We start from the raw sequence: 19782 nt of genomic DNA, 5'->3' as shown, positions 1-19782 counted from the left end.
GGCGCCCCGCCCCTTGCGAAGGGAACCCCCGTATGCCCGCCCTGACGACGACGTCCGACGGATTCCTGCTCCACGGCGAGCCGTTCCGGATCGTCTCCGGCGCGCTGCACTACTTCCGGGTCCACCCGGAGCAGTGGGCCGACCGGCTGCGCAAGGCCCGTCTGATGGGCCTCAACACGGTGGAGACGTACGTCCCGTGGAACCTGCACCAGCCGGACCCCGGGGGCCCGCTCGACCTGGGCGGCATCCTCGACCTGCCCCGCTTCCTGCGGCTGGCCGGCGAGGAGGGGCTGACGGTGCTGCTGCGGCCCGGCCCGTACATCTGCGCCGAGTGGGACGGGGGCGGCCTGCCCGCCTGGCTCACCGCGGACCGGGACGTCCGGCCGCGCAGCGGCGACCCCCGCTTCACCGGTGCCGTCGACCGCTACCTCGACCTGCTGCTGCCCCCGCTGCTGCCGTACCTCGCCGCGTCGGGCGGCCCGGTGATCGCGGTCCAGGTGGAGAACGAGTACGGGGCGTACGGCGACGACACCGCGTACCTGGAGCACCTGGCCGAGGGACTGCGGGCGCGCGGCGTCGAGGAGCTGCTGTTCACCTGCGACCAGGCCGACCCGGCCCACCTGGCCGCCGGGAGCCTGCCGGGCGTGCTCGCCACCGGCACCTTCGGCAGCCGGATCGAGGAGTCGCTCGGCACGCTCCGCGCCCACCGGCCGCGGGGACCGCTGATGTGCGCGGAGTTCTGGATCGGCTGGTTCGACCACTGGGGCGGCCCGCACCACACGCGGGACGCGGCCGACGCCGCCGCCGATCTGGACCGGCTGCTGGCGGCGGGCGCCTCGGTGAACCTGTACATGTTCCACGGCGGCACCAACTTCGGCCTCACCAACGGCGCCAACCACCATCACGCCTACGCGCCCACCGTCACGTCCTACGACTACGACGCCCCGCTCACCGAGGCGGGCGATCCCGGTCCGAAGTACCACGCCTTCCGCGAGGTCATCGCCCGTCACGCCCCGGTGCCGGACGAGCCGGTCCCGCCCCCCGGGCGCAAGCTGGCGCCCACCGGGGTGGAGCTGGACCGGCGGGTGCCCCTGCTGCCGTACGCGGGCGGGGCGGGGGCCGCCGCGTACGGCGCCGATCCGCTGCCGATGCGCGAGCTGGGGCGGGCGGGCGGCCTGGTGCTGTACCGCACCACCGTGCCGGCGGCCGGCGACGGACTGCTGCGCTTCGCGGGCGGGGTCGGCGACCGGGCGCAGGTCTTCGTCGACGGCGCCCCGGCGGGCGTCCTGGAGCGCGAGCGCAACGAGGAGACCCTGGCGGTGCGCGTGCCCCGGCCCGGTGCCGCGCTGGACGTCCTGGTGGAGGACCTCGGCGGGGTGAACTACGGGCCGCGCGTCGGTGACCCCAAGGGCCTCCTCGGCCCGGTCTCCCTGAACGGGACCGCGCTGCGCGGCTGGGAGTGCCGTCCGCTGCCGCCCGGGGTCCCGGACGCGGCGGCGTTCGAGCCGTCCGGCACCGGTCCGGCCGCCGTCCCGGCCTACCACCGGGGCACGTTCGAGGTGGCGGAGCCCGCCGACGCCTTCCTGGCGCTGCCGGGCTGGTCCAAGGGCCTGGCGTGGGTCAACGGCTTCGCACTGGGCCGCTACTGGAACCGGGGCCCGCAGCGCACGCTGTACGTCCCCGCGCCGGTGCTGCGCCCGGGGTCCAACGAACTGGTCGTGCTGGAGCTGCACGGCACGCCCGCCGCCCGCGCCGCGCTGACCGACACCCCCGACCTCGGGCCGGAGCGGGTCTGACCGCGTGCCGCCGCCCGTCCCGCCCCGGCCTATGCTGTGCTCCTGCCGGGCGGGACGGGGCAGCCGTACCGCCGCCGACGACGCCGAGGAACCGACCCGTATGAGCCCGAGCGCGCCCGAGGGACCCGCGCGGCGCAGCCGGCGCAACTTCGCCGGGGCGCGGCCCGTGATGGACGACGTGGCGCGTCACGCCGGCGTCTCCAAGCAGACGGTCTCCCGGGTCCTGAACGACCACCCCTCGGTCCGTCCGGAGACCCGGGAGGCGGTGCGGGAGGCGATGCGGACGCTGGGCTACCGCCCGAGCCGCAGCGCGCGGTCGCTGGCCAGCGGGCGGACCCGGATGCTCGGCGTCATCTCCTTCGACGCCGCGCGCTACGGGCCGGCCGCCATCCTGACCGCGATCGGCACGGCGGCGCAGAAGGCCGGTTACCTGGTCAGTTCGATCGCCCTGGACACCGCCGACCGGGACACGGTGGCCGAGGCGGTGGACCGGCTGTCCGCCGAGGGCGCGGACGGGGTGATCGCCATCGCGCCGCAGCGCTGGGTGGGCCGGGCGCTGGCGGAGACCGGGACGGCCACGCCGCTGGTGGTGCTGGACGACGCCCCGGCGGTGGCCGGCGACTCCCGGAGCGGGGCGCGCAAGGCCACCGGGCATCTGCTCTCCCTCGGGCACCGCACGGTGGCGCACGTCGCCGGTCCGGCCGGCTGGACCTCGGCCGAACTGCGGCTGGCCGCCTGGCGGGCGGCGCTGGAGGCGGCCGGGGCGGAGGTCACCGAGCCGCTGGCGGGCGACTGGAGCGCCGACGCCGGGTACGAGCTGGGCCGCCGGCTGGCGCGGCGCGCGGAGCTGACGGCGGTGTTCGTCTCCAACGACCAGATGGCCCTGGGGGTGCTGCACGCCCTGCACGAGGCGGGGCGGGCGGTGCCCGGTGACGTCAGCGTGGTCGGCTACGACGACGTTCCGGAGGCGGCCCACTTCCTGCCGCCGCTGACCACCGTGCGCACCGACTTCGCGGAGATCGGCACCCGGGCGCTCCGGCTGCTGCTCGACCGCATCGACGGCGCCGGGCCGCCGCCGTCGGACGTGCTGGTCCCGGCCGAGCTGATCGTCCGGGACAGCAGCGGACCGCCGCCGGTCCGGTAGCCGTGGGGCCGGTTGCGGCCGGGGTCACGGGGTGTTTCGCTGGCGCTCGGTGATCACCCGAGCGGAAGGCGGCGCCATGAGTGTCGAGGCGGCGGCGCGGACCGTGCTGTCCGGGCTGGACGGCATCCGGTCCGAGGTGGAGGAGCTCTACCGCGACCTCCACGCCCACCCCGAGCTGGGCTTCCAGGAGCACCGCACCGCCAAGAAGGCGGCCGAGGCCCTGCGGAGCTGCGGTTACGCGGTGACGGAGGGGATCGGCGGGACCGGGGTGACGGGGGTGCTCACGCGGGGCACCGGGCCGACCGTGCTGCTCCGCGCGGACATGGACGCCCTGCCGGTACGGGAGGCGACCGGGCTGCCGTACGCGTCGGCGGCCACGGCGCGGGACGCCGACGGCCATGACCGGCCGGTGATGCACGCGTGCGGCCACGATGTGCACGTGGCCTGCATGACCGGGTTCGCCCGGCTGATGGCGGCGGCCCCCCGGGACACCTGGCGGGGCACCCTGATCGTGCTCTTCCAGCCCTCGGAGGAGAACGGCGACGGCGCACGGGCGATGCTCGACGACGGGCTGACGCGGAAGGTGCCGCGCCCGGACGTGGTCCTCGCCCAGCACGTGCTGCCGTACCCGGCCGGTTACGTGGGCACGCGCCCCGGCTCCTTCCTCTCCGCCGCCGACAACCTCCGCGTCACGCTGCACGGCCGGGGTGCGCACGGCTCGGCGCCGCAGACCGGTGTCGACCCGGTGGTCATGGCGGCGATGTGCGTGGTCCGGTTGCAGACGGTGGTCTCCCGCGAGACCGGTGCGACCACGCCGGCCGTCGTCACCGTGGGCAGCATCCAGGCCGGTACGGGACCGAACATCATCCCCGACCACGCCGTCCTCCAGCTGAACGTCCGCACCTACGACGAGGACGTGCGGCGCCGGGTGCTGGCCGCGATCGAGCGGATCGTGCGCGCCGAGGCGCAGGCGTCCGGAGCGCCGAGGGAGCCGGAGATCGAGCACCTGAGGTCGTTCCCGCCCACGGTCAACGACGAGGGGGCGACGGAGACCGTCACCCGTGCCTTCGCCGGCCACTTCGGCGATGCCCTGCACACGGTCGAGCTCCAGACGGCCAGCGAGGACCTCAGCGAGATCCCGGACGCGTTCGGGGTGCCGTACACCTACTGGGGCATCGGCGGCACCCCGCCCGAGACGTACGCCGAGGCCGCGCGCCGGGGCACGCTCAGCGAGGACGTGCCCTCCAACCACAGCCCGCGCTTCGCGCCCGTGCCGCAGCCGACGCTCGACACCGGTGTGCGGGCGCTGACGGTGGGCGCGCTGGCCTGGCTGGCGGCGGAGTAGCACGGTCCGGACGGGCGGCGGTGCTCATTCGATCACACTTTCCCCCACTTGATCGATCATCCCGGGCCGTGTGGTTAACATATGAGCGCCGCCTAGCTCGAAAGATGGAACCGTGACTGTCAACGACGACTCGTTCACCGACTGGAAGAACCGCGAGGAGATCGCGGAATCGATGATCCCGATGATCGGGAAGCTGCACCGGGAGCGGGACGTGACGGTCCTGCTGCACAGCCGCTCCCTGGTGAACAAGTCGGTGGTCAGCATCCTCAAGACGCACCGCTTCGCCCGGCAGATCGCCGGCGCGGAGCTGTCGGTCACCGAGACGCTGCCCTTCCTGGAGGCGCTCACCAAACTGGACCTCGGCCCGTCCCAGATCGACCTCGGCATGCTCGCCGCGACCTATCAGGCCGACGACCGGGGCCTGTCGGTCGCGGAGTTCACCGCCGAGGCCGTCGCCGGGGCGACCGGCGCCCACAAGACCGACCGGCGGGAGCCGCGCGACGTCGTCCTGTACGGCTTCGGCCGGATCGGCCGGCTGCTGGCCCGGCTGCTGATCGAGAAGGCCGGGTCCGGCAACGGGCTGCGGCTGCGCGCCGTCGTCGTCCGCGACAGCGGCGGCGGCGACCTGGTCAAGCGGGCCTCGCTGCTGCGCCGGGACTCCATCCACGGCCAGTTCCAGGGCACGATCACCGTCGACGAGGCGAACAGCACGATCGTCGCCAACGGCAACGCGATCAAGGTGATATACGCCGCCGACCCGACGACCGTCGACTACACGGCGTACGGCATCGAGAACGCCATCCTGATCGACAACACCGGCCGCTGGCGGGACCGCGAGGGCCTCTCCCAGCACCTGCGCCCCGGCATCGACAAGGTGGTGCTGACGGCGCCGGGCAAGGGCGACGTGCCCAACATCGTGCACGGCGTCAACCACGACACGATGAAGCCGGACGAGCGGATCATCTCCTGCGCGTCCTGCACCACCAACGCGATCGTGCCGCCCCTGAAGGCGATGGCCGACGAGTACGGCGTGCTGCGCGGTCACGTGGAGACCGTGCACTCGTTCACCAACGACCAGAACCTGCTGGACAACTACCACAAGAGCGAGCGCCGGGGCCGTTCGGCGCCGCTCAACATGGTGATCACCGAGACGGGTGCCGCCTCGGCCGTCGCCAAGGCGCTGCCGGACCTGAAGGCCAGGATCACCGGCTCCTCGATCCGCGTCCCGGTGCCGGACGTGTCGATCGCCATCCTCAACCTCCAGCTCGCCCGGGAGACCACCCGCGAGGAGGTCCTCGACCACCTGCGCCAGGTGTCGCTGACCTCGCCGCTGAAGCGCCAGATCGACTTCATCACCGCGCCCGACGCGGTCTCCAGCGACTTCATCGGCTCCCGGCACGCCTCGATCGTCGACGCCGGCGCCACCAAGGTGGAGGGTGACAACGCCATCCTCTACCTCTGGTACGACAACGAGTTCGGCTACTCCTGCCAGGTCGTCCGCGTCGTGCAGCACGTCTCGGGCGTGGAGTACCCGACGTTCCCGGTGACCAGCGCCTGAGCACGTCCCCGGCTGCACCCCGGTTCGATCCGCTCCGGGGGTGGTACTTCACCTCACAGGTGGCGGCACCCCTACCTGACGCGCCGTCACCACCCGGTGAGGAGAGCGGACATGACTGCGCAGGTACGTGAGGTGATGACCCTCGGCCCGGTCACCGTCGCCCCGGACACCCCGGTGACGGAGGTGGCCCGCGTCATGCGGGACAGGAACATCGGGGCCGTGCTGGTGGTGGACGGCGGACGTCTGAGGGGGCTCGTCACCGACCGCGACCTGACGGTGCGCATCCTCGCCGAGGACGGGGACGCCTCCGCCCGGACCGTCGCCGAGGCGTGCAGCCCCAACGTGGTGTGCGTCGCCCCCGAGGACGACCTCGACCGGGCGGTGCAGCTGATGCGGGGCCGGGCGCTGCGCCGGCTGCCGGTGGTCGACGACGGGCAGCCGGTCGGCATGGTCACCCTGGGCGACGTGGCCGTCGACCAGGACCCCACCTGCGTCCTGGCCCGGATCACGGCGGCCGAGCCGAATCTCTGAGCACGGCACCGGGGCGTGTGGGTACTCGCGGCCCATGAGCACACGCGTGTGGTGGCAGGGACTGGTGGCGGGCACGGCCGGGGTCGCGGCGATGACACTGGCGGAGAAGGCGGAGCAGCGGCTCACGGGCCGCCCCGACTCCTATGTGCCCGCCCGGACCCTGGAGCGGCTGACCGGGCTGCCCGAGCAGTCGGGCCGCCGGTCGCTGGCGGTGAACCTGGCGATGCACGCCGGGCAGGGCGCCGCCGTGGGCGTCCTGCGGTCGGTGATGGCGCACGCCGGGCTGCGCGGCCCCTGGTCGTCGGCCCGGTTCGCCGTCGTACGGCTCACCGTCGACCAGATCCTGGAGAACGCGACCGGCGTCGGCGCCCCGCCCTCCACCTGGCCGCGCCGCGAGCTGGTGGTCGACCTGCTGCACAAGGCGGTGTACGCCTTCGCCACCGGCGCCGTCGCCGACGCGCTGGCCGCCCGCTCGGGGCCCGGTCCGGGGCAGCGCCACGCGGCACTGCGCCCCGGCCGGCAGGCGGACGCGGGGCCGCTGCCGCGGGTGTCCCGGCGCGGGAACGGCACCCGCCCGTGACGGCCGCGCGCGGCATGGCCGTCTTCCGCACCCTGGACGGCCTGACCGCCCTGGTGACCGCCCGCCGGGGGCTCTACGTGCGCTGGTCGCTGGGCCCGGACAAGGACCTGTCGACGATCTCCAGCACGGACGACCTCACCGGCGTGCGGATGCCGGGGCTGTCCGCGAACCCGCTGGACATCGAGGACTGGTGGGGCGACCGGCCGGCACGCGTCTGGGTCGCCCGGCGGCTCTACGACTACTCCCACCTGCCGCGCGTGAAGGACCCCGGCACCCGGCCGTGGGTGCTGGCCGGCCGGGAGGCCGCCCGCGGCCCGGACAACGAGCCGCTGGTGACGGAGGCGGAACCGCTCGGATGGATCGGGCTGCGGGTGATCGACGAAGCCCGGGAGGTGATCCGCCGGCTGCGCGGTCCCTGGGGGCCGCTGGACCGGGGCGGTGCGGTCGGGGCGTGACCCCCGTTCGCCGGGCCCCGGACGCGGAGGAGGTCCGGGGCCCGGCCGGGTCAGCCCTTGCCCATGGCCCGGCGGGCGGCGTCCTTGGTGCGGTCCATGAGGGCGGCGACCGGCCCGAGGGCCATGTTCTTCGCGCCGGACTCGACACCGGGGTGCGGCCGGGTGGGCGCCATCGCCTCGGCGGCCTTGATCGCCCGCGCCATGGCGGCCAGGTTGGCGGCGTCCGTGCTGCGGCGGATGTGCGTGAACTCGTAGCGCTCCTCGGCGCGGGCGTGTTCCTGCACGTCGGTGCGGAGCCGCATCAGCCGCTCCAGGAACTTCGGGTCGTCGGTGTCCATCTCGTCCAGGGCCGAGAGGGTCTCCTTGGCGGCCTTCTCCTCGGCGAGCCGGTCGGCGACGACCTGCTCACCGCCGTCGAAGGCGCGCCGGGCGAAGGGGTGGACGACCTCTTCCTCGGCGGTCTCGTGCACCGCCAGCAGCCGCACCAGCCGGCGGAACGCGTCCCGGCGTTCCTCACCGGTGCTTGCCTCGACCTCGTCGAAGAGGTTGCGGATGTCGCCGTGCTGGCGCATCAGCAGGGCCACCACGTCGTCGTCCTCGGCGTGGTCGTCCCCGGCGTGCGGGGTGTGGGTCGTGGTCATGTCGTCCGCCTCACTTCTCGCGCTGGGCGGGGTCGGGGTGCTCGCCCTCGGTCTGGACGCGGTACTCGCGGCCGAACATCTCGTCGTGCTCGTGCATGACGCGGTCGCTCGGCGGTGCCTCGCCGCCGTGGATGCCCGCCTGCATCGCCTCGAACCGCTCGTGCGCCTCGCGGACGTACCCCGCGCCGAGCGTGGTGAGGTCCATCTGGGTGTCGAGCAGCTCCCGCAGGTACTGCTTGTTCGGCTCGAAGGTGAGCACGTTGGGCAGCTCCGGCGCCAGCACCGAGGCGGGGTCGCGGCCGTCGTGGCGGCGCATGAGGTCGCAGGCGGTGTGCAGGTGCTCCAGCTCCATGTTGAGGTGCAGCTCCCAGATCGCCTTGACCCTGGGGTCGCTCTCCTGCTCCATGAAGGAGTGGTACAGGTAGCACTCGTTGTACTCGTGGTTGACGAGCTGCTCCCACCACGTCTCCCCCGGGTCCACCAGGGACTCGTAGTGGGTGACGTGCTCCTCCTCGATGAGCCCGATCTCCTGGTAGAGCTGGCGGGCGATCGGCTCCATGTAGGTGGGGCCGGTGTTCATGTAGAAGTTCATGGTCTGCTGCTCGGCCGACATGATGGTGAGCGCGTGCAGCTTGGACAGCGGGTTCGTCGTGTCCTTGTCGTACGGGTCGCGGACGTTGTCGACCGGGTCGCGGTGGTGGTACCGGGTGGGCCGGCCGGGCATGACCTCGGTGAGGTTGTCGACGATCGACTCCGCCTTGCGGTGCTCGATCATCTCGTACAGGTTGGCGTACCGGTACAGGTGGTCGAAGTCCTCCAGCACACCGAACTGGTACGCCTGCTTCAGGTACGGGTCAGGCTCCATACGGGCCACCCACGCCGTCAGGTCCACCGCGACCTGCTCGTAGGCGATCGTCGTCTCCAGTACCGAGGAGACGCCGGGGAGCAGCCAGTTCACGACCTTCTGCTGCTGGGCCTCGATGTACCGGGTGCGGGCGAGCTGCCGCTTGATCTCGGGGTCGGGACAGTGCCGGGCGAGCTGGTGGCTGAAGAGGATCGCCTCCACCTCGATGCCGTTCATGGTGATGATCCGGCAGCGGGTGTACGGGTCGCACCGGTCGGGGTCGATCGGCTCCACGTTCAGCTCGCGCCAGTTGCGCAGTTGCCGGTCGAGCGGGATGCCCCGCTGTTCGAGCGGATTGAAGGTCATGCGGTTCGCCTCCTGTGGGGCGCGAGGGGGGGGGGAGTCGCGCGCCGCCGAGGTACCCCGTCCCGGGCACCTCGCACGGACCCGCCACCGCAGTCTTTCCGCCGACGGCGGTGTCCGGCCACCGCTGGCGTCCCCCCGCCGCAGGGTTCCCCCCGACGGCCCATTCGGGCGCGACAGCGCGGCACACCTCGTGTGCCGCGCTGTCGCGCCGGGTCGTGCCGGGCGGCCGTCAGCCGCTGCGCTGGGGCGTCCTCGTGTCCGCGTGCCCGTTCCGCGCGGCCGGGTCGTCGTCGCGGTGCAGCCGCACCTCGACGTGGCCGCCGACGACGCGGGTGTCGAAGGCGGGCTGGGGCGCGGTGGCGGGGCCGCGGACGTTCCAGCCGTCGGCCAGCCGGAAGGCGCTGCCGTGCCACGGGCAGGTCACGCAGCCGTCGGCGACCGTGCCCTCGGAGAGCGGCCCGCCGAGGTGGCTGCACCGGTCGGCCAGCGCGTGGAAGGTGCCGCCGCTCTCGCGCACCACCACGAGGGGGACGTCGTCCACGCTGCGCCGGACGGGCTCGCCGGCGGGGAAGTCGGCCACCGCGCCGACCCGGTGCCAGCCGGGCGTGACGACGTGCGGGACCTCCTCGGCGTGGTTGGCGCCGGAGGCCTGGCGGTAGGCCAGGTGACCGCCGAGCATGCCGCCCGCGCCGACCGCCGTGAGGCCCAGGTAGCCGCAGACCCGTCCGGCGCCGGTCCGCCCGGTGAGACGGCAGGCCAGGGAGGCGGCGTACAGGCCGACGGCGGCCGAGTTGGCCACCGCGTGGGCCAGTCCCACGCGCTGCTGCTCGGGGTGGAGTTCGGCCCAGTCGACGGCGCCCGACGCGGCGGCCGGCCCGGCGGTGGCGAGGCCCACGCCGATCAGCAGGCCCGCTTCCCGGGAGCGGCCGGGCCACAGGTCGAGCACGGCCGCGGAGAGCCAGCTGCCGACCGGGACCTGCACCATCAGCGGGTGCAGCGGGTGTCCGAGCCACCGGCCGTGCAGCAGGTCCCGCGCGGGGCCCAGGGGCAGGGACCGCACGCGCCGGCCCAGCGCGTCGATGACGGTGTCCGCCGCGGTGGTCCGCTCCAGGGCGTCCAGCAGCCGCAGCATCCGGTTCTGTCCCATCCGGCGGTGAGCGGGCTTTCTGTTCATGAGCGCTGGGTCCCCCGGTCGGCGGGACGGAAACGCCCGGCGGTTCACCCGGGGCCGCAGCGCAGGCGGACGCGGGGCCAGGAGGTGTTGGCGTAGCCCCTGGGGTTCCAGAGGGCGGCGGGTGATTCGGGGGTGGTGGTGCCGGCCGAGTCCCAGGCGCGGGCGACGATCTCCACCTCGCCGCGGGGCAGGTCGAGCACGGTGCGCCAGTGCTGCCAGACCCAGGGTCCGGCGGGCTCGTCCACGTCGGCCGGGCGCCAGGTCCGGCCGCCGTCCGCCGAGACCTCGACCCGGGCGACGGTGCGGTGCTCGCCTCCCAGGGCGTAGCCGGTGACCTGCGCAGGTCCCGCGGGCGGGCGGGAGCCGTCGACGGGACTGAGGACGGCGCAGTTCAGCGGGGACGGCCCGAGCGGGATGCCGTCGCCGGGGCCGGTGCGGCCGGGGCCGGCGTCGGCCGGGAGCAGGCGGTAGGCGGTGGTCTGGAAGTACGCGTCGGACGGCGTGGTCCGGGCGGTGACCCGCCGGAGCCATTTGACGCTGCGGGCGCCGATCCAGCCGGGCACCACCGCGCGCAGCGGTGCCCCGTGCACCCGGGGCAGCGGGGCGTCGTTCATGGCCCAGGCGAGCAGGACCTCCGGCCCGAGGGCCTTCTCCAGCGGGACGGAACCGCCGTAGGGCTGGGGCGGACGGGCGCCGGGGACGACGTCGGCACCGGTGAAGGCGAGGTGCGCGGTGCCGGGGGCCGGTCCGGCGCGGGCCAGGACGTCGGCGAGCCGGACGCCCCGGAAGCGGGCCGTGGAGATCGCGCCCGGCCCCCACGGTGTCTCGCCGGGGACGGGCCGTACGCCGGTCAGCCCGGTGCGCCGGTTGCCCGCGCACTGGAGGGTGGCGACCACCTCCGTCTCCTCGAACCGGGTCCGCAGCTCCTCCAGGGAGAGACTCAGCGGCCGGGTGACGGTGCCGTCCACCTCCAGGCGCCAGGCGGCCGGGTCGAGGTCGGGGATCGGGCCGTGGTTACGGCTGAAGAAGGCGTCCAGCGAGGTCAGGGCGACGGCGGGGCCGCCGGTGAGCGCGGCGGGCGGTGGTTCGGCGTTGAACGGTTCCCGTTCGTGCACCACCATGTCGTTCCGTTTGCCCCAGAGGTTCATATGCGGTGATTATCCTCTCCTGTCCGGATGTTTCGCTTCCCGTGACCGGGCCCACTCGGCCGTGTGCGCACCGGCCCCGGCCACGTCATCGGAGGCAGTCCCATGGACCACTCGCGCGTCCCCGTGCCGGAAGCCCTGCCGGGGTTCCGGCACCGTGGTGACGTGGTGTACGGGCCACCCGGCCACGAGCGGGGACGGGGCGCCGTCGCGGGGCGCGGGGAACGGCGGTCCGCGGTGCGGCCGCCCGATCCGCGGCGTCCGGGCTGGAGCAGGACGTGCCGTCCCGGGACGCGTTCTTCGCGGCGGCCGCGCCCATCCCGGCCGAACGGGCCGTCGGGGGTCGCCGGCGGGCGCCTGCGGGTGACCGCCGCATGACGTCGCCGGCCGACAGGGAAAGGACGGTACGGGGATGAGTACGCGACGCGGCACGGCCCTGGTGACGGGGGCGTCGTCCGGCATCGGCGCGGCCTACGCGCGGCGGCTGGCCGGGCGGGGCCTGGACACCGTCCTGGTGGCCCGGCGGGCGGACCGGCTGGAGGATCTCGCGCGGCGGCTGCGCGCGGAGACGGCCACCGCGCCGGAGCCCCTGGTGGCCGACCTGTCCGAACCGGCGGACCTGGCGCGGGTGGCCGAGCGCGCGGCGGGCGACGACATCGGGTTCCTGCTCAACAACGCGGGGATCAACGGCTACGGGCCGTTCGCCGGGCTGGAACTGGAGCTGATGGCGAAGGTCCTCGGCGTCAACGTCGTCGCCCTGACGGCGCTGACCCGGGCGGCGGTCCCGGCCATGCTGGAACGCGGGCACGGCACCGTGGTGAACGTCGCCTCGCAACTGGCCTTCGCGGGGGCGCTGCCGCCGGGTCCGCTGCCCGAACGCGCGGTGTACGGCGGCACCAAGGGGTACGTGGTCACCTTCACGCGGACACTGGCGGCGGAACTGGCCGGCACACCGCTGCGGGTGCAGGTGCTGTGCCCGGGGCTGACCGCCACCGAGTTCCACCGGTCACGGGGTGACGCGCCGGTCCCCGGACGCGAGGAGTCGGTGCACGAGGACGGCGGCGCGCCCGTGGACCGGGTGGTCGACGCCTCGCTGGCCGCGCTGGAGACGGACCAGGTGGTGTGCGTGCCGGGGCTGCGGGACCCGGCGCCGCTCGCCCGCCTCGCGGAGGCGGAACTGGCCGTCCGTACGGGCGCCGCCCCGGAGTGAGGCGGCACCGGATCAGACGGCGTCCCCCGGCGCGTCGTCCAGGATGCGCCCGACGCCGCGCAGCAGCCGCTCCCCGGCCCGGTCGACGCTGCCGTTCTGGACGCTGACCTGGGCGCCTTCGAGGACGAAGGTGATCTCGGCGGCGGCCTGCACGGGGTCGGGCAGGCCGGCCTCGGCGCACATCGCGGTCAGTCGGCGGGCCTGGCGGGCCTTGTGCTCCTCGATCACGCGGCGCGCGGGGTGGGCGCGGTCGGGCAGCTCCGCGAGGGAGTTGACGAACGGGCAGCCGCGGTACGACAGGCGCGGCAGCCCCTCGGCGATGAACCGGGCCAGGCCCAGGATCTGTTCGCGGGGCCGGCCGGGGTGGTCGGCCTCGACACGGTCGAAGGCCGCCTGGTAGTCGGCGGCGACGATCCGCAGCCACTCCGCGACCAGCGCGTCCTTGGTCTCGAAGTGCCGGTAGATCGCCATCTTGGTGGTCTCGGCCCGCTCGGCGATCGCCTGCACGCCCACCCGGCTGATGCCCTCGCGCTGGAACAGCTCCTCCGCCGCGTCGAGGATGCGCTCGCGCGGCGGCAGTTTCGCCACCCTGCCCGGCCTGCTCACGGTCGATCCCATGACTGCTACGGTACCAGTCCGTCCCGAGTGATACCGCTCGGTATCACTCGGGACTCACAGGTATCGTTCTCTCTCATCGGGAGTGACAGTGAGACTCACCGAGTACGTGTCCTTCGACGCGGTCGGACTCGCGGAACTGATCGCCGGGGGCGAGGTGACCCCCGGCGAGGTGGAGACGGCCGCGCGCGAGGCCGAACGGGCCGTGGGACCGCGGATCAACGCGGTCGTGGAGACCTGGCCGGCCGACGACGCGCCCGCCCCGGGCAGCGCCCCGCTGGCCGGGGTGCCCTTTCTGATCAAGGACATCGCCGTCGCGCTGGCCGGGCGGCGCATGGAGCTGGGCAGCCGGCTCGCGGCCGGTCACGTCCCGGGCGCCGACTCCGCGCTGATGCGCCGTTTCCGCCGGGCCGGCCTGGTCACCTTCGGCCGGACCGCGACACCGGAACTGGCCTACGGCATCACCACCGAACCGGTGGTGCACGGCCCCACCCGCAACCCGTGGGACCCCGGGCGCAGCGCGGGCGGGTCCAGCGGGGGCGCGGGCGCGGCCGTCGCCGCCGGGGTGGTCCCGCTCGCCCACGCCACCGACGCCGCCGGTTCGATCCGCATACCCGCCGCCTGCAACGGGCTGTTCGGGCTGAAGCCCACCCGGGGCCGGATCTCGGTGGGCCCGTTCTTCGACGAGATCTTCAACGGCCTGGCCGTGCACGGCGCGCTCAGCCGTACCGTGCGCGACAGCGCGGTCCTGCTCGACCTGGTCCGCGGCCCCGAGCCCGGTGACCCCTACGTCGCCCCGGAGCCGGCCCGGCCGTACGCCTGGGAGGTCACCCGGGACCCGGGCGCGCTCAGGATCGGGGTCCTCCCCCACGCCTGGGGCGGCCGGCGCACCACCGCGCCGGTGGCCGCCGCCCTCGCGCGGACCGTCTCCCTGCTGGAGTCGCTCGGTCACCGGGTGAGCGAGGCTGAGGTCGCTCTCGGGGTCGGCTGGGAGGAGTTCCTGCTGGCCAGCGTCCGCCAGTGGACGGCGCAGCTCGCCGTCCAGATCGACGAGCTGGCCGCCGCCACCGGCCGGCCCGTCGACGCGACCACCCTCGAACCGCCGACCCTCGCCGGCTACCGCCACGGGCGGAAGGTCACCGGCACCGAGTTCGTCACCGCGCTCGGGATGCGCAACCGGGTGGCCCGGAGCCTGGCCCGGTCCTTCGACGCCTACGACGTGCTGCTCACCCCGACCCTGCCGGAACTGCCCGTGCCGCTGGGCACCTACGCCGAGGGCGTGGCGGAGCTGGACGGGCCGGGCTGGCTCGACCGCCTCTTCGACCGGTCGCCGTTCACCGCGGCGTTCAACGTCGCGGGGACGCCCGCCATGTCCGTGCCGGTCGTCGCGGACGCCGGGACGGGCCTGCCGGTCGGGATGCAGTTCGCCGCCGGGTACGGCCGGGAGGGCCGTCTCTTCCGGCTGGCCGGGCAGCTCGAACGGGCCGCCCCGTGGTCGGGCCGTACGCCCGCGGTGTGGGCGGGCGACCCCGCGGTCCGCTGACCGGCGGGGTCGCCGCGGCGCCCGGTGTCACCGCTCGTCGCGCAGCCGGGCCGCGAGGACGGTCAGGGGTTCGGTGTGCTCCTCCTGTCCGAGGGCGGTGAGGCGGGCCACGGCCGCGTCGAGGCGGGCCAGCGCGGAGTCGGTGCGCTCCAGGTAGACGCCCTCGACGGCGCCCGCGAGACGGACGCACTCGGCCCACTCGCCGGCCCGGCCCGGCTCCCCCGGTTCCGGCTCGCCGAGCAGGCCGAGGGCCCGCTCCAGGGCGGTGAGGGCCTCCTCGTACGCGCCGGCGTAGGCGTCGACCCGGCCGTGCTCGTAGGCGAGGGCGGCGTCCAGGGGACGGCCGTGGGCCTCGTACCCGGCCGCGCGGGCCTCGTCGGCGATCCGGGCGGCGTCGGAGAGGAAGGCTCGGGCGCCGGACAGCCCCTCGGCTCCCTCCTGCTGGGCCTGGAGCCGGGCGAGTTCGCGCAGGCAGCCGCTGAGCTGCTCGTAGCGCGGCTCCCGGGCGTGGGCGGCGATCGCCTGGTCCACGGCCTCCCGGGCCCGGTCGAACTCGCCCGACTCGCCGAGGAGTACGGCCGTCTCGGCGGCGATCATGGCGTGGCTGCCGGGGTCGTCGTCCCAGCCGGCCGACTCGGCGGCGAGGGCGGCGAACTCGGCGGTGGCGGCCTTCAGGTCGTCGCCCGTGTGCAGCGCGCGGGCGCGGGTCAGCCGCAGCTGGGCCACGAGCCGGTCGTCCATCTCCCCGGCCGCGACGTCGGGTTCGGCCAGCAGGGAGTCGAGCAGCGCGATGCAGTCCTCGACCCGGCCCAGGTCGAGGCTGAGCCGGGCCGCGTTGCTGTAGGTGCGGAAGGCGTCGGTGCGGCTGCCGCCGCGCAGGTCCAGCTCGGCCGAGCGGGTCAGGTGGCGCAGGGCCTCGTCGGGGCGGCCGAGGTGCATGCACGCCTCGGCGAGGTCGCCGTGCAGGCGGGCGGTGCCGACCGCGTCGTCGGACCGGTCGGCGGCGAGCCGCAGTGCCTCGGTCAGATCGGTGTGGGCGGCCTCGGGATCGCCCAGGCCGAGCCGGAGCCGGCCGCGCAGGCCGAGGGTGCGGGGCAGGTGCCAGGCCGGTCCGTCCGCGCGGAGCCGGGCGAGGAGGGCGTCGGTCTCGGCGACGGCGGCGGGCAGGTCGCCGGCGAGGGCGTGGGCACTGGCCCGCAGCAGCAGACCGCCGGAGACCTGCGCGGCGATGCCGTGCCGGCCGGCGAAGTCGAGCAGCAGCTCCGCCTCGGCGAGGACCGGCGCGACGTGTCCCCGGCTGCCCGAGGTCTGCAGGCGCAGCCCGAGCACGGTCGCCCGCAGCCGCAGCAGCCGGGCCTCCAGGTGCGGGGCGAGGCCGGGGTTCTCCTCGTGCAGGCGGACCAGGGCCGCGTGGGCGGCGGTCAGCGCGGCGGTCTTCGTCGCGGGGTCAGGCGCGGGGAGTTCGGCGGTGGCCAGCTCCGCGCAGCCGCGGCAGACCGCCGCCTCGCCGGGCCGCCCGGCGTCCTCGTAGAGGCCCGCGGCCTCCTCGTGCAGGGCGGCGGCGACGGCGAAGTCGTCCCGGTCGCCGGCCCGGTTCGCCTCGTCGGCCAGCAGGTCGGCGCGGAGCCGGACGAGGGGGCCGACGGCGGGGTCGTCGGGATGGGTGTAGCCGGGGGCGGTGGCGAGGGCGCGCAGCCGGGTCCAGCAGGTCCGCGCGTCCGGGTCGCCGCGCTCGTCCAGTTCCCGGGCGCGGAGGATCAGTTCGGGCAGCGGCTCGGGGAGGTCCGGCCGGGTCCGGGGGGCGGGCGCGGCGGGCGGTGCGGCCGGGGCCAGGTCGTCCAGGGCGCGGGGCCGGAGGGTCAGTTCGAGCGCGTCGAGCAGCGGTTCCCGGTCGAGCCGGGCGCGGCGGCGGTCGGCGTGGGCGGAGGTGCCGTTACGGGTGTCGAAGCGGGCGGCGAGGTCGTCGGCGCGGCCCCGTATCTCGGCGCGCAGGGCGGCCACCGTCCAGGCGCGGCCCGCGTAGCCGGCGGCGGGCAGCTCGCCGTGGCCGAGGTGGTCGACGCGGCTGAGCAGCACCTCGACGCCGGTGAGGAAGTCGAGCAGGTCGCGCGGCGAGTCGACCTCGTCGAACAGGGCGCGGTTCTCCGCGAGGAGTTCCAGGCCGCGTGCCTCGTTGCCGGTGAGCGCGCAGAACTCCAGGTGGCGGCCGACCTCCCCGGCCATCGACGGGTTGCGGCGGCAGCCGCGGTAACCCGCCAGGTGCAGGGCGCGGGCCCGGTCGGCGCGGCCGGTGCGCAGGAGCGGCAGCAGCGCGTACGACACGGAACGGGCCGGTTCCTCCTGGCAGGACTCCTGGCCGGCGAGGACCGGTTCCCAGACGGCCAGCGCCCGCTCGTCGTCGCCGGCCGCGAGGTGGTGGCGGGCGCGCTCGCAGGTCTCGCATGCCTCGCAGTCGCTGAGCGGGGTGCGGGTGCGGCCCGCCCACAGCTCGTAGGCGGCGGTGGTGTCCTCACCGAGGTGGGCGGCGAGCTGGTACGCCTGTCCATAGTACGGCTGGAGGCCGAGGCCGGCCTTCTCGTAGCGGTCGCGCATCTCGGTGAGCCACTGGCGCAGGCCGGTCAGCGGGACCTCGGGCAGGGCGAGCAGGGCGTTCGCGACCCACTTGAACCGCCAGAACAGGGTGTGGCGCAGGCGGTCGTCGAAGAGGCCGGGCCGCTCGTCGAAGAGGGTGAGCAGCCGGGCGAAGACGACGGGCGACTTCCGGGGTTCGGAACCGTAGGTGTACGCCTCCTGGAGTTCGAGGAGGGCGTGGACGAGCGGGACGGGTTGCTCGAACCGCTCGGCGGCGTCGACGAGTTCCTCGGCGGTGACGGTGCGGGGGCGGCCGTAGGGGCGGCGGTCGTTCTCCCGGAGTGCCTCGTACAGCTCGTCCGTGGTCCGGGGCGGGGCGGGGGTGGGCATCGTCAGCTGTCCTTGCGCAGGGCGTGGGCGAGAAGGTCGAGGAAGGAGCGGTTGATCAGGCTCGACTCGGCGGGCCTGAGCGGGCGCCGGGACAGCATCGCGGCCTGTCCGTAGAGGGCTTCGGCGCTGGTGCGGGCCAGTTCGGGTTCCTCGATGGCGACGGCGGCGCGGACCAGCGGGTTGAGCTGGTTGAGGATGAGCTGGGCGCGGGGTGCCTCCTGGCGCAGGGCGCCGAGGATGTCGCCCCACAGGCCGCCCTCCTGCTCGCGGGCGAGCCGGGAGCGGGTGCGCTCGTGCCGGGCCTCGCGGCTGTCCATGAGCAGGGCGGGCGCGGAGGCGGGCTGGAAGGTGCGCAGGGCGACGTCGCAGTCGAAGACGGCGAGGGTGTCGCGGGCGAGGGCGAGGTAGGGCGCGGCGGCGAGTTCGGTCTCCCGGTCCACGGGGTCGAGATGGGCGGTGAGGGTGGCCGGGTCGAGGTCGGCGACGGTGGCCTCGGGGCGGATCTCGGGCAGCCGGTGGACGAGTTCGCGGTCGTAGGTGTAGCCGCCGTTGACGACGCCGAGGCCCGCGGCGGAGGCGATGGCGGCTATCTGCCGGAACTCCTCCACGCTGGAGGTCACGAGCACGGTGCGGTGGGTGCGGGCGAACTCGTCGAGGGTGGTGTGGCCGTCGGTGGTCTCGAACGGCAGCCAGGGCAGCAGCATCCGCAGGATCTCGTCGTCGTGCACGGCGAGGGACTTCACGGCGAGGTGGTGGACCTGAAGGAAGCGGCCGAGCAGGTCGGGGTCGCTGGCGGCGGCGCGGGCGATCCAGGCGCGCAGCCGTTCGGCGAGGGCCTCGCGGACGGCGGCGAGGGTGTCGTCCTCGTAGAGGGACTCGCGGGAGGCCGTGGGGCGCAGGCTCTCGGCGTCGATCACGCAGCGGACGAAGAACGCCCACTCGGGCAGGATCTCCTCGGCCTGTTCGGACAGGAGCATGCCCTTGACGTGGACGCGGTGGCCGTGGCGGCGGCCGGCCGGGACGGTGTCGGGCAGCACGCAGGCGATGCCCTTCAGGCCGACGGCGGGCAGGTCCAGTTCGATGGTGTCCAGCGGGGTGAAACCGAAGACCTCCGCGCCGTACGCGGCCAGCGCGCGGGAGCGGGCGCCCGGGGTGGGGTACGTGCGCGCCCAGGGGGCCGGCTCGGGGTTCACCGGCGCGCCGGTGCCGTCGAGGACGTCGGAGAAGGTGACCGGGTGGCGCAGCAGCGAGCCGAAGTGGCGGGCGAGGGCGTGGACCTGGGCCGGGCGGGTCCACTCGCCCGCGTCGGCGCGGGGGGTGAGGGTGACGGTGGTGCCGGGCCGGGTGCGGGCCCCGGCGGGGAGGGTCCGGACGGTGTAGCTGCCGTCGCCGCGGCCCCGCCACTCGACGGCGGGGGCGCCGGGGGTGCGGGCGGAGCGGCTGACGACGTGGATCTCGTCGGCGACGAGGAAGCAGGAGAGCAGGCCGATGCCGAACTGGCCGATGAAGTCGCCGCGCTTCTCGGCGAGTTGCTCGGCGCGCTTGCTGCTGCGGCCGATGGTGGCGAGGAAGGTGTGCACGTCGGCCTCGGTGAGGCCGACGCCGTCGTCCTCGACGCGGACCGCCGAACCGTCGGCGTACAGGCGGACGCCGAAGGCGCCGGCGGGGGCGTCGGGTTCCAGGGTGTGCCGGGCGGTCAGCGCGTCCACCGCGTTCTGGAGGAGTTCGCGGAGGTAGACGCGGGGGCTGGAGTAGAGGTGGTGGGAGAGGAGGTCGACGAGACCGCGCAGGTCGACCTGGAAGGTGCGGTCGGCGGCGGGCGCGGGGGTGACGGGCTGGGTCATCGGACGGTCCGGGGGTGAGGTGGGCGGGCG

Annotated in this window: 16 protein-coding genes; 9 read left to right on the top strand and 7 right to left on the bottom strand. The window is 74.9% G+C overall.

Going from position 1 to position 19782, the window contains the following annotated elements:
- The first annotated feature begins 32 nt into the window (after positions 1–32).
- From Sdagh_RS05685 to Sdagh_RS05655, 7 genes are all read left to right on the top strand, one after another.
- Positions 33–1796 (top strand): glycoside hydrolase family 35 protein, encoded by a 1764-nt coding sequence (locus Sdagh_RS05685; protein ID WP_189420709.1) that lies wholly within the window; start codon positions 33–35, stop codon positions 1794–1796.
- Positions 1797–1896: 100 nt separating this feature from the next.
- A complete protein-coding gene (locus Sdagh_RS05680) occupies positions 1897–2940 on the top strand; it encodes a LacI family DNA-binding transcriptional regulator (protein ID WP_190078484.1) in 1044 nt (347 codons plus the stop codon).
- 76 nt (positions 2941–3016) lie between these two features.
- On the top strand, positions 3017–4285 hold the full coding sequence (locus Sdagh_RS05675; protein WP_190078485.1) for an amidohydrolase: 1269 nt from the start codon (positions 3017–3019) through the stop codon (positions 4283–4285).
- Between the two features lie 112 nt (positions 4286–4397).
- Positions 4398–5843, top strand: coding sequence for a glyceraldehyde-3-phosphate dehydrogenase (locus Sdagh_RS05670; RefSeq protein WP_190078486.1), 1446 nt, complete (start codon positions 4398–4400; stop codon positions 5841–5843).
- Between the two features lie 111 nt (positions 5844–5954).
- Positions 5955–6374: a CBS domain-containing protein gene (locus Sdagh_RS05665; RefSeq protein ID WP_189420717.1), complete on the top strand. Its 420-nt coding sequence runs from the start codon at positions 5955–5957 to the stop codon at positions 6372–6374.
- Between the two features lie 34 nt (positions 6375–6408).
- Complete coding sequence (locus Sdagh_RS05660; protein ID WP_189420719.1) at positions 6409–6954, top strand: hypothetical protein; 546 nt, start codon at positions 6409–6411, stop codon at positions 6952–6954.
- Positions 6951–7409 (top strand): DUF6098 family protein, encoded by a 459-nt coding sequence (locus Sdagh_RS05655; protein WP_189420721.1) that lies wholly within the window; start codon positions 6951–6953, stop codon positions 7407–7409. The genes Sdagh_RS05660 and Sdagh_RS05655 overlap by 4 nt, the downstream gene beginning before the upstream one ends.
- 50 nt (positions 7410–7459) lie before the next feature.
- Here Sdagh_RS05655 and Sdagh_RS05650 read toward each other — a convergent pair whose 3' ends face one another.
- From Sdagh_RS05650 to Sdagh_RS05635, 4 genes are all read right to left on the bottom strand, one after another.
- On the bottom strand, positions 7460–8050 hold the full coding sequence (locus Sdagh_RS05650) for a hemerythrin domain-containing protein (protein WP_189420723.1): 591 nt from the start codon (positions 8048–8050) through the stop codon (positions 7460–7462).
- Positions 8051–8060: 10 nt separating this feature from the next.
- Complete coding sequence (locus Sdagh_RS05645) at positions 8061–9260, bottom strand: hypothetical protein (RefSeq protein ID WP_189420725.1); 1200 nt, start codon at positions 9258–9260, stop codon at positions 8061–8063.
- A 229-nt stretch (positions 9261–9489) separates the two neighbouring features.
- Positions 9490–10434: a Rieske (2Fe-2S) protein gene (locus Sdagh_RS05640; RefSeq protein WP_226534626.1), complete on the bottom strand. Its 945-nt coding sequence runs from the start codon at positions 10432–10434 to the stop codon at positions 9490–9492.
- Between the two features lie 44 nt (positions 10435–10478).
- Complete coding sequence (locus Sdagh_RS05635; RefSeq protein ID WP_190078487.1) at positions 10479–11582, bottom strand: sulfite oxidase; 1104 nt, start codon at positions 11580–11582, stop codon at positions 10479–10481.
- Positions 11583–11991: 409 nt separating this feature from the next.
- On the opposite strand from Sdagh_RS05635, the gene Sdagh_RS05630 reads away from it, so the two are divergent.
- Positions 11992–12789, top strand: coding sequence for an SDR family NAD(P)-dependent oxidoreductase (locus tag Sdagh_RS05630; protein ID WP_190078488.1), 798 nt, complete (start codon positions 11992–11994; stop codon positions 12787–12789).
- A 12-nt stretch (positions 12790–12801) separates the two neighbouring features.
- On the opposite strand, the gene Sdagh_RS05625 is transcribed toward Sdagh_RS05630, so the two are convergent.
- Complete coding sequence (locus Sdagh_RS05625) at positions 12802–13407, bottom strand: TetR/AcrR family transcriptional regulator (RefSeq protein ID WP_189420731.1); 606 nt, start codon at positions 13405–13407, stop codon at positions 12802–12804.
- An 88-nt stretch (positions 13408–13495) separates the two neighbouring features.
- Between Sdagh_RS05625 and Sdagh_RS05620 the strand changes: the two genes are divergently transcribed.
- Positions 13496–14947, top strand: a complete 1452-nt coding sequence (locus Sdagh_RS05620; protein WP_190078489.1) for an amidase — start codon at positions 13496–13498, stop codon at positions 14945–14947.
- A 27-nt stretch (positions 14948–14974) separates the two neighbouring features.
- On the opposite strand, the gene Sdagh_RS05615 is transcribed toward Sdagh_RS05620, so the two are convergent.
- The gene (locus Sdagh_RS05615) at positions 14975–17908 is read right to left on the bottom strand and encodes an ATP-binding protein (protein ID WP_190078490.1); all 2934 of its coding nucleotides are present in this window, start codon (positions 17906–17908) and stop codon (positions 14975–14977) included.
- A 2-nt stretch (positions 17909–17910) separates the two neighbouring features.
- A complete protein-coding gene (locus tag Sdagh_RS05610) occupies positions 17911–19752 on the bottom strand; it encodes an HSP90 family protein (protein ID WP_189420736.1) in 1842 nt (613 codons plus the stop codon).
- Positions 19753–19782 lie beyond the last annotated feature (30 nt).

It is taken from the genome of Streptomyces daghestanicus, from assembly GCF_020521275.1.
GTDB lineage: Bacteria > Actinomycetota > Actinomycetes > Streptomycetales > Streptomycetaceae > Streptomyces > Streptomyces griseoviridis.
Note: the sequence above shows the minus strand (reverse complement) of the source record. Positions and strands in the feature narration are given on the sequence as shown.

Excerpts from the sequence above, each read along its gene's own strand:
- Sdagh_RS05685 (WP_189420709.1), top strand. The coding sequence starts at position 33 with ATGCCCGCCCTGACGACGACGTCCGACGGATTCCTGCTCCACGGCGAG.
- Sdagh_RS05680 (WP_190078484.1), top strand. The coding sequence starts at position 1,897 with ATGAGCCCGAGCGCGCCCGAGGGACCCGCGCGGCGCAGCCGGCGCAAC.
- Sdagh_RS05675 (WP_190078485.1), top strand. The coding sequence starts at position 3,017 with ATGAGTGTCGAGGCGGCGGCGCGGACCGTGCTGTCCGGGCTGGACGGC.
- Sdagh_RS05665 (WP_189420717.1), top strand. The coding sequence starts at position 5,955 with ATGACTGCGCAGGTACGTGAGGTGATGACCCTCGGCCCGGTCACCGTC.
- Sdagh_RS05660 (WP_189420719.1), top strand. The coding sequence starts at position 6,409 with ATGAGCACACGCGTGTGGTGGCAGGGACTGGTGGCGGGCACGGCCGGG.
- Sdagh_RS05650 (WP_189420723.1), bottom strand. The coding sequence starts at position 8,050 with ATGACCACGACCCACACCCCGCACGCCGGGGACGACCACGCCGAGGAC.
- Sdagh_RS05645 (WP_189420725.1), bottom strand. The coding sequence starts at position 9,260 with ATGACCTTCAATCCGCTCGAACAGCGGGGCATCCCGCTCGACCGGCAA.
- Sdagh_RS05640 (WP_226534626.1), bottom strand. The coding sequence starts at position 10,434 with ATGAACAGAAAGCCCGCTCACCGCCGGATGGGACAGAACCGGATGCTG.
- Sdagh_RS05635 (WP_190078487.1), bottom strand. The coding sequence starts at position 11,582 with ATGAACCTCTGGGGCAAACGGAACGACATGGTGGTGCACGAACGGGAA.
- Sdagh_RS05630 (WP_190078488.1), top strand. The coding sequence starts at position 11,992 with ATGAGTACGCGACGCGGCACGGCCCTGGTGACGGGGGCGTCGTCCGGC.
- Sdagh_RS05625 (WP_189420731.1), bottom strand. The coding sequence starts at position 13,407 with ATGGGATCGACCGTGAGCAGGCCGGGCAGGGTGGCGAAACTGCCGCCG.
- Sdagh_RS05615 (WP_190078490.1), bottom strand. The coding sequence starts at position 17,908 with ATGCCCACCCCCGCCCCGCCCCGGACCACGGACGAGCTGTACGAGGCA.
- Sdagh_RS05610 (WP_189420736.1), bottom strand. The coding sequence starts at position 19,752 with ATGACCCAGCCCGTCACCCCCGCGCCCGCCGCCGACCGCACCTTCCAG.